Genomic DNA, 13,384 nt, shown 5'->3' on the forward strand with positions numbered 1-13,384 from the left:
CAGTTATTAAAATCTTCTGTGTGTATTATAGCATATTTTTTATCATTTTATTCTATGTATATCCCTAATATCAATGATTTGATAGAGGTGTATTTTACCATAGAAGAATTTAATAACTGCCTAAAACGATTTTCTGCAAATCGCCTACAGGTTACAAATTTTACCATAGAAGAATTTAATAACTGCCTAAAACAAGATTATCAAGAGGCAAAAGAATTATTGAATTTTACCATAGAAGAATTTAATAACTGCCTAAAACGTGAGATTCAAACAGAAACCGCCGAAATTCATTTTACCATAGAAGAATTTAATAACTGCCTAAAACTCTGCGATGTTCGGTGGTGTCCGATGTGTGATTTTACCATAGAAGAATTTAATAACTGCCTAAAACGTTAGTGCGGTCATTATGCTGGAGGTGCGGATTTTACCATAGAAGAATTTAATAACTGCCTAAAACAGGAATTCTTTGCTTAAAAAGCTAAAAATCATTTTACCATAGAAGAATTTAATAACTGCCTAAAACAAACCATCTTCTATTTTCCAACGATTTTCTATTTTACCATAGAAGAATTTAATAACTGCCTAAAACAGATTGACAAGCTTTATAACGAAGCAATGGATTTTACCATAGAAGAATTTAATAACTGCCTAAAACTCAAAAAATGTTTAAATGGGCTTGCAGTCCATTTTACCATAGAAGAATTTAATAACTGCCTAAAACAGCTTTTTGCTCTTTCTGATATGCCCTTAAATTTTACCATAGAAGAATTTAATAACTGCCTAAAACTTTACGGGTGTATTTACCGATTTCTTCTGATAGCGTTTTTGCATATTCCATATCATCAGTTTTAAAAATTACTTTGTAGGCAACGGTTGCATTGATAATTTTTGCGTCTTCTTTGGAGTAATATTTTTCAATTAATGCATTGCTTTGTGTAATATAAAGTCCCACAATGCCATAACTTCTACAAAGTGCAGGCATTTCAAGTAAGAATTGGAGTTTTCCAAACCTTACAAACTCATCAAGAATAAAATAAATGCGTTCATTGGGGTCTTTGCTTTCTTTTGTTAAGAGATTTTTAGCAATGGATTCAAGTAAAATTCTAATTAAAGGTGCAAGGGTGTCAATATCAGTTTGTGCGATTTTGATATAAAGAGTAATATTTTCTTTTCGCAAATCTTCATATTCAAAACTCATTGATGAAGTTGCTTCTCTGACTTGATAACTGGTAAAAACCTGCATAAATCTGCTAAATACAGATTTGATGGAAGCAAACTCATTTTGATTGGCATTTGCCCATCTTCTTGCATCATTTCGGATAATTTGGTCTAATAGTTCATCTTGGTTTGCATTTGTTACATCTATATTGTTTTTTACGCCATCATCTTGATTATGAAAGTTTTTCGGATTATTGATATCTAAATAGACTTGGTCTGCAACTTGGCGATAGAATAGATTTTCTACATCAGCACTTAAATTTAAAACCTTTTCTCCATTTTCTAAAACAAAATATCCATTTTCATCTGTTTTATAAAGTTCTTTATAATAGGGACTATCAGGGTGGATAAGAGGGCGATAATCCTTAATGGGAGCTGTTGCAATTTCAAAAAAACTTGATTCATTTTTAGTACATAAATCATAAAGGGCATAAAAGATAAAGAGATTTTTAGCTTGTTGTGTCCAGTGCGGATCTTTGGAATCATTATCTGCAAAGATTGTATTAGCAACTTCATCAACAAGCCGTCTTTTTCTGTTGAAGTCAAGTTTTGAAATAATGCGTTTATCGAATGGATTGAATTTTAAAGAGTTGTCATCGCCTAAGGGATTAAAAACAAAGACTTTATTTTTAAGTGCTTGTTGTCTGTATCCTGCTGTCAGGTCGCATAATTCGCCTTTAATATCTAAGATAATGCAACTTGTTTTTAAAGATAATAGGTTTGGAATTGCAACAGCTGCAGTCTTACCGCTTCCAGGCGGGGCGACAATGAGTGTGCATAATGGAGCATCATAACATACGGCTTTTTGTGTTCCAAGTTCTTGATAGAGTCCGAGTATAAAACCTTTACCAAAGTTGATTTTCATTGGATTGATGGTTTTTCTACCTAATTTTAAAACATTAATAAAGCGTTTTAAAAAAAGTTTTGGTTTTAAGATGTTTAATGGATTGAGAAATAAAAAAATATCCTTAAGAAATGTGAATGGGTTATAGACATATTTTTCAATATCTTTTCTACTAGCCCATCTAGCTTTGCCGTGTGTTGTTAAATCGCCTTTGCCTGTTGTGAAATAAATCATTGCAATAAAGGGTATAAAAGCAAAAATTGCACCCAGATAGACTTCTTTTTTAAAATTTGCATATTCATTGATATTCTCTAAAATCAGTTTTGTAAATTTGTAGCCTTGCTCAAAGTCTTTTAAATCAAATAAAAACATATTGGCACCTAAAAATATAGGCAGAACCAAAAGAATGCTTAATAAAAAGAAATATGGTTTATATTTTGGATTATTGATAAGTTTTAGCATTGCTCTTCTCCTCTTAAATTAAAGTTTTCTATATTGTTTTGCTCTGTAAGTGAGTCTTCTTCTAAATCTTTTAAGTCCTCTTGTTCTAAGTCTTTTTGGACTTGATATTGTTTTAGAGTTTGATTGAGGATTGATTGGTTTTTTGCCATCTCTTTTTCGTATTTTTCTTTGTAGGTTTCAATGCGTTTTTGAATTTTCTTTTGTTTTTTATTGTCTATCTCTAAATAAAGTAAAAATTTAAGTGTTAATAGTCTTAAATCTTGCAACGCAGTTTTTGTAGTGATAAGTTCATCAGCAATATTTTTTAAAAATGCATTGTCAATCTTGCTTTCTTCTAAGAATTTATCAAGGTTTAGGTTATAAGCAATTTGATTGAGATTGGAAAATGTGGTATTTAAATCCATATAGAATTTTTGATTGAAGTTTGTCAATGCAATGATTTTAGTAATACCACTACTATTTTGCAAGCTTTTTTCTTTCAATAAAGTTTCTAAAAACTTTGTCATCGTAAGATTATTTTCTCTGGATTGTTTTTTAAGATTTTGATAGCTTTCTAAATCCAAAATAAATTTAGTTTGCTTCCTTGCAACCAATCTGGAAGTCTTGTTGTGATGGCGTGGTCTTTTAATACTGTTTGGATTGTGTTCTGTTTTATTTTCCATCTTATTCCTTTAAATCAATCAATTTGATGTATTGATTGTGTTTTTTATTCAAACTCTCAGATATTGAAACAAGTATTTGTTGAAATATCTGGGAGATGTTTATTTTTTAAATTTGCTTCCTCAAATATCTTTTTAAATCTTTTTTTACATCAAGCACATCTTCAATAATACGTTGATTGCCTATTTTTTTAATCTGAATGATGCAATCCATTCCTGAAATAAAAAAATCAAGCAATGTATTGCTGTCAATATCCTTGCCCCCACCCATTTTTATATTAAGACTGATTGCAAAGATTGCATCTTGCACACTATTGCTATGGAGTGTTGATATCATTCCGCTATGTCCTGTATTTGCAAGTCTTAAAAACAACGATACGTTTCTGGTATCAATCTCTCCAAGCAATATTCGTTGAGGCGACATTCGCATAGCATCATTTAAGGCGTTTTCATAGCTATAGTTTGTATTTTCATTTTTACCTACAAGAATGGAGACTAAATTAGGGTTTTTTAGATGTAATTCAGGACTATCTTCAATTGTGATGACTCTTTCATTGATGGGTATTTCTTCAATCAAGCAATTGACAAAGCTTGTTTTACCGCTTGCTGTTCCTCCACTCACTAAGATATTTTTACCAAGATTAGAAAGTTGCAAAATATCGTTGTAACTGATATTTTTCTGGGTGACTTTCTCTCCTAGACTAAAAGCTTGAATACTGAATTTGTTTACACTTGGCACACGGATACACACAGCAATATGATTGTTTGATGTGATGCTCGGATGGAGTGCATTGACCCGATATCTTGTATTTGGAATACTGCAGGATAGATGGGGGACTTGTTTATTAAAATATAAATTTCTGTAATTGGCTAATTGCTCACAAAGAATCATTAAAAATCTCTCATCAAACGCTTCGCATTCTACTCTTTCATATTCTGAACCACGCACTAAGAACATCTCTTTTTCACGATTGAAAATAACTTCATTGATATCTTGCTTCAAGTAAGGATTGAGTTTTTCTGTTAATACCTGTAAAACCTTAGAAACAGTCATTAGAATTCCCCTCTCTGATTTTTGTTTTTATTTAAATCACTGATTTGATTTTGAACTCTTTGCAGATTTGCAATTTTAGTTTCAAGCTTTTTTTTGATATTTTTAATCTCTTTTTCTAACCTGTGGTATTGATTTAACAGCTTTTGATTAGGCAAGTTGCTTTGCTCTAAAAGATTATCTACAATGGTTAATTTGATTTCTTGGGTATTGTTTTCCATAGGGTCTCCTTGATTGGTTTTTTCTTCTGTCTTTTTATTTTTATTGTCACTATTTGGATTTGTCTGTGTTTTTATATTGTCTGTTTCCATTTTTATCCTTTTATTTGAGATTGCAAAGAGTTGATATCTGATTGCTTTTGTTATTTGTGATATTGGACGTAATATGTATTGCCATTCCTTACATTCCCATACCAAAACCATTGGATTTTGGTTTTTTATTGAAACTCTGTTGTTTTACCTCTTTTTTGGGTTCGTTTGAAGTTATTGACATTTCCTTTGTTTTGGCTATTGCTTCATAATGCCTTGCTACCAAAGGATTTTTAAATTGCATTCTCTCATTAAGATTTCGATCAGAATAAAATGTTATAATTTGACTCTCAAAGAGGGAAAGTGGCAGTTGTCGCCCTCCTCTTTGATTTATAATGTCTGCTATTGTCCTAAACCTTACCCCCTCTTGATTTTCCCACTCATAGATTTTTGCTCCTTTTTCATCAATCAAAGGTTCTTTAAACAGTTTGATGTATTCTCTGATGGATTTACCTAAGTTCAATAATTCTTCAATCCTAATTTACCCTTGTGACCCTTCTTCCAAGTGCAACTTAATGTGTTCGGCACCCATTCCTTTATCTCTTCTGGTATCGTGATATCCCTTTACATACATCACAACTTCTTCAATGATGGCTTCTTCAATGAGTTCGATATCACTTTTGTTTTGTGCATCTTTGGTATGCACAGGCGTTGCCTTTTTTTCATTAAAAGTCACGTTATAAATCCCTGTTTGTTCTTTTTGATGCATTGTTACTCCTTACATTTCCATACCAAAACCATTGGATTTTGGTTTATTATTGAAACTATGTGATTTTTGTTGTGCTATTTGTTTGGATTTTTCTTTAGAAGCAGATAGCTTGATTTCATTTTTTATGTTTTGGATTTGATAAAATCTCTCTTCATAAATCTTTTTTTCTTCTACGACTAAGTTTTTGATTGTTTCAAATAATTGTATTGAATGAAGAGATTTTAGATTTTCTTTTTTAAAATCACCATTTTTAAAATCTTTTATTACTCGATAAAAGTAGTTATCTTCTATATCTACTAAACCATAATATGTTTGAATATTGCCTTTGGAATCTGTGTATTTTCCTTCTCTGTATATCCTGTCTATAAGGGCTTCTTGATTGCAAAAATATAGAGTGTTTTTCAGATAATTTTCGTAGTTTTCTTTTGCAGGAGTAGTGTCTTTCATTTCTTGAATCCAAGCTTTATACCTTTGATAGGATTCTTTAGTATCATTTTCACAAAAATATTGATTGTCTCCAAAGAGATATTTATCATAATCGACAAGCCGTGTAAGTGCATTTAGTTTGCCGGCTATATAATAGAGTTTTTCAAAATTTTGTTCGCTATCTTCTTTGTTCCAACCGGCATAAAAATTTAAGACTTCAAAAAGCTTTTGTTCTTTTTTAAGCTCTTCCTTAGGGTAATTTTCATATTTTTTCAGATAGAAGAGTTGATAAATATCACATAATTCTTGTTTAGCAAGAAACCCATCTGTAGTTTCTGTAGTTTTTCCACAATGTTTTTCTTTTAATAAATCTAATTCTTTATTGATTTGGCTTTTTGCAATTTCTTCTTTTGGGATAGAATTTGCTTTAAAATATTTTTCATATAAAGGGGCAATCTCTTTTTTGAGATTGTCTATTTCTTCAAAGTATTTATCTATTTCAGAATCACTAAGTTTTATCCTTGTATTAATTTTTTGTGCTTCATCTTTACTAAAAATATCTGGTTCGCTTACATACAGTTGGTAAAGGTTATCGACAGGTTTAAATCTCTCATAAAGCTTATCTACAAGCAATTGGTCTGTTTCATTCATTTTATACATTTTGGTCCTTTGTGTTGATTTTATTATTGATTTGAGTGTTCATTGTTACTCCCTACATTCCCATACCAAAACCATTGGATTTTGGTTTTTTATTGAAACTCTGTTGTTTTACCTCTTTTTTGGGTTCGTTTGAATTTATTGATATTTTCTTTGTTTTGGCTATTGCTTCATAATGCCTTGCTACCAAAGGATTTTTAAATTGCATTCTTTCATTAAAATTTCTATCAGAATAAAATGTTATAATTTGCTCGTGGGTGTAAGTTGGTAAATCAGTGCCACTGCCCACTCTTCCTATTACAACTCTGAATCTAATTTTTTCTTGATTTTCCCATTCATAAATCTTTCCGCCTTTATTATCGATAAATGGCTCTTTAAATACTTTGGTATATTCTCTGATAAAATTTCCTAGATTTAATAGCTCTTCAAGTTTGATATGCCCTTGTGAATCGGGTTCTAAATGCAGTTTAATATGCTCTGCACCTCTTCCTTTGTCTTTATTGGATAAATGATATCCCTTTACATACATCACAACTTCTTCAATGATGGCTTCTTCAATGAGTTCGATATCACTTTTATTTTGTGCATCTTTGGTATGCACAGGCGTTGCTTTTTTTTCATTAAAAGTCACGTTATAAATGCCTGTTTGTTCTTTTTGATGCATTGGTATTTCCTTTGTTTATGGTGTAGGTAGGATATAGTTTTGAATAGAAACACAGGAATGTCCGCCAGATTCAAGCCAATCTTCCCTCCAAAAATTCCATTCACTGCATATCCCCTTACTAGGTCTGTAATATTTCGTAATAAAATCCGTAAATTCTTTTGATTGTTTTGTAGTATTGTTATCAGCGTCTTTATAAAAGCCTTCATTAGCTTCATAAAATTTCATATAGTTTGCATCAAGGTTCAATTCATTTTTAATGAGAGTTGTATTTCGATCAATTGTTTTGATTTTTTTGGAAACATAGTAGATGCTTGCTTCTTTCTCATCATCTTGTTTGGGTCTTTGATAACCTACGGTTATTCCCGTATTGGTGGTTTTATAAGTGGTTTTCCATTGAGTCGTTTTGTAGCCGTTGTTAAAATAATTTGTTCCACTCCTGTGCCTGTACTCTCCCCACGCCCCACAACTTTTGCACCAATATCTTTCACTTTTAATCCAGCTTCCCAATAATGCTTCTTTTATCTCAAAATCATATGTCCCATTCATATCCCCTTTTTCTGTTGCTCCTGCTGTCTCATTATTAGCCAGCTTGATATAAGGCATAGTGATTCTTCCGCTCTTACCTTGATCATTGCTATAATCACAGCCTGTAATATCATAATAACTCCCTGCAATATTGTCATAAGCTTTGATTTGAGTTCTTCTGTAAGCTTGCAGATTAGGATCGTCCATTTCCCAAGCTCCACAGGAATATTCCTGATAACCAAATTCATATGGCGAATAAATGCCGTGATTGATATAGATTTTTTGATTGGTTTTTGGATCAATGTAATATTGATTCACCATTCTTTTAAGCTTTTTATTCTTGTCATCTTTTTCATAACTAATCAATTCTTCTTGTACGTTCATATAATCCCCGCAATCTGCGGCTGTATGGATCAATCCGTCCATTCCTCTAAATAGGATTTGTGTTTGAAACATTAATGCTTGTCCTCCCCCATAACCTTTGTTATCGGTAATTTGTAATTTGCATTTGGAATCATCTTTATATAAGGGAAAACGATAAGCATCGCCTTGCAAATCCACACAACCTCCGATATTTTGAGTTTGATTTTCTTTATCCACATAATAAAATTGCGTTTGTTTGATAGCAACTCCGTCATTAAAGTCATAGCGATATTCACATTTAGTATCATCTCTTTGAGCTTTCAGAGGCAAGCAATTCCCATCTTTATCTACAACAGATAAACTCATACTGTTAGTTCCGTCATATTGTGGAGCCTTGCAATATTGTGCTGAATAGTTTGAAGCTCCTCCTGCATCTCCTTGTGAGTTATCTCCTGGCACAATCACAGGATTGTTTAATCCATCAGACCCGTTATTTAAACCATTTGAAGGAGGAAAATAACTGCTACTACCATTTCCGAAGTCACTGCTTGTATTTGATGTAAAAGGGCTGGCAGTGGGGTCATAACTGCTGCTTCCTGCACTTTGTGATCCAGAACTATTGCTGTTAGTGCTGCTGTTACTTCCTGAACCTGTCACAATCCCTGAGCCTTTTTTCTTATAATCTTCTACATTTAATCCTAATATTTGAGCGATTTCTTCTTGATTCTCTCCTGCTAAAATCAATTTGGAATTTTTAGGCAGTCTTTTAGCTTTTTTGGTTTCTTTAATGACTGATGGCGAGGATTGGAGATTGTGTGTTTGGTTTTTGTAATTGATTTGATTGATTACAAATGCTACATTTTTTCTGGTCTTATCTGCACTATAGGTTCCTATAGCAATTGCAGGATAAACTTTATTATTAAAAACGACTTTGCCTCTTAATGTCCCTTGTTTCTTACTTAAATCAATGTTTTTATCTGTAATAATCATTAATGCAAAAACAGAATTGAATATACCTGTTAAAGCAAACAAACAAAGGATTTTAAACAATACATTTTTGAATTGTTGGTATTGCTTGCATTGCTTTTGAGTTGTTTTGATGGTCATATCTGTTATTCTTGTCATTTCTTTTCCTTTCAAGTCTTTTAAGTTTTTGAGAAGTCTTCTTTTTTAAAGGTTTTTATTTTTCTTAAGCTTCTTAAGTCTGTCAGGCTTTTAGATTTTTTAGACTTTTTAAAATATTCATTCATTTGGTTTCCTTTGATTAGAGATTCAGTATTCATTGTCTTCATCACTGATATCATCATCTTTTGGTAAGGGCTCATATTCTTTAAAGAACTCTGTTAAAACCTCTCCATCTTTAGGTTCTGGAAAAAAGATATCTACATTGGGGGAAATAAAAATCCTACTTCCTTCTTTAATTGTAATGATGGGCTTGATTCTGATTTGTTCTCTTAAGATTTGTTGGATAATATTTGAAACATCATCTTTCATTTGTCCGACTAATTGGGCGGTTTGATAGCTTTGATACACACCTGCACCATTAGAACTTTTATTAAGCTGTGTGCTCAATCCTGAAGAGATGGCTAAAAGCAGTCCATTTGAGAGGGTTGAGAGTGTTAGAGGTAGTCCGTATTTTTCCCAATATTTATTATGTAAATTCCCCACTAAGCCTGCATAACCTTTCACATCAGCACCTTTTGCATTGGTTAAAATGATATTAATGCCTTGTGGTGTGATGATGCGATTCCAAACCACTTCTAAGCGATATTCTCCGATTTTATTGTTGCTGTTATAAAATCCGATGGCTCTGGAGCCTTTTGGAATTAAGACTGCTCTTCCCATTGAAGCATAAATATCGCTTTCAACCTGTGCGACAACTTTATTCCCTTCAATTTGAGAGCTAATGGGAGTGATTAAAATTGCAGGTATCATTTTGTCTGCTGTAATGGTTCTTAAAAGCTTATGTTCATTACTTGCCTCATCTTTTTTATCAAAATTACTGAAAGAATCTGCTCCATATTCAATATTGCGATTGACCTTATCTTTAAAATCAGAATCGCTTGGATTAAGACCAATGCTTTCAAATCGTTTGGCAAGTTGTGAAAGTCTTTCTTTATCAATTGCAGAAGCAGTTTTATAATTAAATTGAGTATTTGATGATTTTGATTTTTTATTAGAAGCATTTTTATTTGAATGGCTGCTATTGGCTTCTTGATGATTTTTATTTGCCTGTGAGCTTGAGTTGGGATTGATTACAATGATTTTTTCTTTAGGTAAAACAATATCCCCGTTTGCATCAACGATATTGCCATCTTTATCTTTGTGGTAATTTTGACTTATTTGAGTGTTTTCTTCCTGAACTTGTTTTGTAACTTCTTTTAAAACCTTATCGATTGAATCATTTGATTGATTTTGTGGATTGTTTGATAAATCAGTTTTATCTTTGGAATCGGCAAATAAATAATCAGAGAGCGGGAATTTTGTATTGATTTTAAAATCATCTTCTTCATCAGCATCAGTAAAAATTATCAATAGAAATAAAATACTTGCGATGCTCAGAGGTATCCAAATGACTTTTTTTGAATAATCTGAGGATATTTGCAACCATTGTTTATTCTTTCTCCCTGCTTGTTTTTTTATTTGGGATTTTCTCGATACAGACATATTCATCTCCAAGTCTTAATGTCCATTTTTTTCCAACATCTTCAGCAATGATGTAATTACCCACAATTCTTGAATTCACAGGATTGTCGTATTTATCAACGACTTTATAGGTGTAAGGAAATTTTGAGATACTTTTTTCTCTGTCGTATTTAAAATAAGTGTATTTCCCATCATCAAAAATCTCTAAGCTCTCTAAACTTTTTGCTTCTTTGGAAGGTTTTTTATAAAGCCATAAACTCCACCAGGTTCTTTTTGCTTTGGGCTTTTGGTAATAATCTCTTTGGATTTGAGATTTATCAATATAAAGATGATTGACTGCATCTCCGATTCTGATAAATTTACCATCATCAATCTCTTTAGAGGAATAATCAATCTTTTTAGAAATCACATCATCAGTATTATTTTTGCCATTTTTGTTGTCTTTAGCAGTTTGAGAAGTCTCTTGGGGTTTTGCAAAAGGATTTTTCATATCAAGCAATCGGGTGTTTTGTTCTTGAAGCTTTTTTAATTTCTCCAATTTCTCCTTTTTTTCTTTCTCTTTATCCACATCAATTTTTCCGATTTTTCGATGGTCTGAAATAAATACGCTTAATGCAGGATTTCTCGAATTGGTAAAATGTGTAGAGAATAAATAGAATGTATAAATTTTTCCACTCTTGCCGATTACAGTAAGGTTTGTATCTACTCCTATTAAAAGTGGTTTGACTATTAGAATGTTGCTTAAATCAAAGCCTTCCTTTTGAGGTAATGTAACTTCAAAGCCGCTTGGGTCTCCCAAAGAAATATAAAGAATGCTATCATTATCAAAGATAAACATTGTGCTCATTGCATATCTAAGTCTTATTTTTGGAGTATCTCCAGGTATATAATGAATATTGATGTTATTGCTTTGAGGATTCCTTTTTTTAGAAAAAAAGGAATTTTGAATCGCATTTAAAAACATCATTTTAGAAGCATTTTGCTCTTGTTCTTTTTCTTCATAATCTTGCAATGAAATACCATTGTCGCTTTCATTACTTTTAGAGGCTTTGGCATTATTTTGACTTTGATGATTATCAAATGGACTAGGTTCATCAGCTTGAAGCTGCACACTCAAAAACAAGAATGCAAATAAAGCGATGACTAAAGCATTCAAACCCTTTATTTTAGTTGTCTTTTGAATACTGTTGCCATTGATATGATTGGTATTATCTTTGATTGTTTGGATTATTCTCATTCATCCCCTCCTGCAAACGGGGATACCATTTGTTGTTTTTGAGAATTATCTTTATGGTCTTTTCTCAATTGAGAAGTTTCAGATTCTTTATTGTCTTGATGAGCAGATTTTAAAGGATTGATGACAGGTCTTAAATCAGAAGCTTTAGAATTTGAATCTTCTTGTAAATTTTCTTGATTGGTATTGGAATTTTGGATTTTGCTATGATTATTACCATTATTGGTATTATTATCGCTTGCATTGGTATGATTTGGATCCTCATTGATTTGTTCTTTTAAGTTTTCTGATTTTATTGCCTTATTGAATTCTTTTATTTTTTTGAGTTTCTCTAATTCTTTTTGTAATGCTTGAATCTCATCTGCATTCAATGTATCAGAAGCAGTATCAGAAACATTAGAGTTTGTATTTGTTGTATTTGAATCTGTATTTGATTGATTGGACAGATTTGATTTTATATCAGATTGATTTGATGATTGAGAGGCTTTCTCTTGATTCCCTTGATTTTTGAGATTGTATTGATAAACACCATTGATTGTTGCATCATTCAATCCATCATTGAGTGCATCTGGTTTCTTTTTTGGATTTTTGTATTTAATTTTTGATGATTCTTTTGGAGTTTGAACTTGGTTTTCGGGATTTAATTCTTTAATGGTAGCAATTTCTGTAATGAAATAGCCTGTGACTATAAATCCTGTAGGATTTTTTGGCATTGAATGAAAATCAATTTCAATTGGTTCAAATTGATAGGCAATGACAATACGGTAGCGTTTTTCACTTTGTAAAAGTCCGTTAGCATATAATGTGATATCCACATCAGCATTAGCATAGCCTTTCTTGATAGTAGAAATATTAATAATTTGAACATTTCTTTTAAGACTATCATTGGTATAGATAGAATCCTGGTTTGCTACGATTCTTTCAAAAATCCTCCACACTTCAGGACTGCTTTGCTCTCTGACAATATCAAACCTTGCCTGGTCATCAATGCGATTAATTGTCTCTCGATTTAGAATATAAGCTCCAAGCAATTGGCGAATTAAAGCTTTATTGGCAGTAATTTTTGAATCTGCTTTTTGCACGATGGCAAAGTTTTGAGTGGAGGTGGAAAAGGTCACTAAATAAGGCTCTTTTTCTTTTAAGGGAAAAAGAGAAATGATTAAAATCAATTCAATAAGGCTTGTGATAAAGAAAAAGCCTGCGATTAAAATCAGATAATCCCCAATTTTTCGTTCGACTTTAAAGATTGTATTGGCATTCCCCACACTTTCAAAAAGTGTTTCAATCTGCAGGCGTTTTCTGGTTTTTGAGAGGAGTTTGTTTTCAAAGAATTCTTTGATTTTATCTCTGATACCAGCAAGATTTTTTAAAATATTTTTTTTGCTGTTATCCTCTTTAATTTGTTCTTCAAGGCTTTTTTGTGGCATTGTATTATTATCAGCATCAATATTATCTTTATTAATATCTTTTTTGTCGGTTTTATCAGTATCAATGATTGTTTCTGCATTATTGAAGCCATTTGAATGATTTTGTGCAGGTTTTTGATTGGTATTATTGTCATTATTGTCAGTCTTTGTATTATTTTGATTGCTGTTTGAATTGGTTTCTTGCATTCTTA

General features: G+C 31.8%; 10 protein-coding genes, 2 pseudogenes and 1 CRISPR repeat array. All 12 genes and pseudogenes read right to left on the reverse strand.

The window, feature by feature from the left end:
• Window positions 1-91 precede the first annotated feature (91 nt).
• Window positions 92-787: a CRISPR direct-repeat array (repeat unit 36 nt; unit sequence ATTTTACCATAGAAGAATTTAATAACTGCCTAAAAC).
• Window positions 788-2,434 (reverse strand): annotated as a pseudogene (locus tag BKH41_RS04070) (type IV secretory system conjugative DNA transfer family protein); the annotation flags it as partial.
• A gap of 83 nt (window positions 2,435-2,517) precedes the next feature.
• Entirely contained in the window at window positions 2,518-3,186 is a 669-nt protein-coding gene (locus BKH41_RS04075) for a hypothetical protein (protein ID WP_095297250.1), read from the reverse strand.
• A 106-nt stretch (window positions 3,187-3,292) separates the two neighbouring features.
• Entirely contained in the window at window positions 3,293-4,237 is a 945-nt protein-coding gene (locus tag BKH41_RS04080) for an ATPase, T2SS/T4P/T4SS family (RefSeq protein WP_095297252.1), read from the reverse strand.
• The gene (locus BKH41_RS04085) at window positions 4,237-4,545 is read right to left on the reverse strand and encodes a hypothetical protein (RefSeq protein ID WP_095297254.1); all 309 of its coding nucleotides are present in this window, start codon (window positions 4,543-4,545) and stop codon (window positions 4,237-4,239) included. The genes BKH41_RS04080 and BKH41_RS04085 overlap by 1 nt, the downstream gene beginning before the upstream one ends.
• Window positions 4,546-4,633: 88 nt before the next feature.
• Window positions 4,634-5,005: a hypothetical protein gene (locus BKH41_RS10075; RefSeq protein ID WP_257875398.1), complete on the reverse strand. Its 372-nt coding sequence runs from the start codon at window positions 5,003-5,005 to the stop codon at window positions 4,634-4,636.
• Between the two features lie 18 nt (window positions 5,006-5,023).
• Window positions 5,024-5,251: a hypothetical protein gene (locus BKH41_RS10080; protein WP_257875399.1), complete on the reverse strand. Its 228-nt coding sequence runs from the start codon at window positions 5,249-5,251 to the stop codon at window positions 5,024-5,026.
• Window positions 5,252-5,260: 9 nt separating this feature from the next.
• Window positions 5,261-6,337 carry a hypothetical protein gene (locus tag BKH41_RS04095; RefSeq protein WP_095297257.1) on the reverse strand — a complete coding sequence of 359 codons (1,077 nt, stop codon included), beginning with the start codon at window positions 6,335-6,337 and terminating at the stop codon, window positions 5,261-5,263.
• 52 nt (window positions 6,338-6,389) lie between these two features.
• Window positions 6,390-6,998, reverse strand: a complete 609-nt coding sequence (locus BKH41_RS04100; protein ID WP_095297259.1) for a hypothetical protein — start codon at window positions 6,996-6,998, stop codon at window positions 6,390-6,392.
• Window positions 6,999-7,013: 15 nt separating this feature from the next.
• A complete protein-coding gene (locus BKH41_RS04105; protein ID WP_095297262.1) occupies window positions 7,014-9,011 on the reverse strand; it encodes a hypothetical protein in 1,998 nt (665 codons plus the stop codon).
• A gap of 147 nt (window positions 9,012-9,158) precedes the next feature.
• Window positions 9,159-10,553, reverse strand: a complete 1,395-nt coding sequence (locus BKH41_RS10205) for a DNA type IV secretion system protein ComB10 (protein ID WP_095297265.1) — start codon at window positions 10,551-10,553, stop codon at window positions 9,159-9,161.
• Window positions 10,543-11,673, reverse strand: a pseudogene (locus tag BKH41_RS04115) (TrbG/VirB9 family P-type conjugative transfer protein); the annotation flags it as partial. The pseudogene BKH41_RS04115 and the gene BKH41_RS10205, both read right to left, overlap by 11 nt.
• 92 nt (window positions 11,674-11,765) lie before the next feature.
• Window positions 11,766-13,379, reverse strand: coding sequence for a VirB8/TrbF family protein (locus BKH41_RS04120; RefSeq protein WP_095297270.1), 1,614 nt, complete (start codon window positions 13,377-13,379; stop codon window positions 11,766-11,768).
• Between the last annotated feature and the right edge of the window lie 5 nt (window positions 13,380-13,384).

The organism is Helicobacter sp. 12S02232-10 (genome assembly GCF_002272895.1).
Lineage (GTDB): Bacteria > Campylobacterota > Campylobacteria > Campylobacterales > Helicobacteraceae > Helicobacter_J.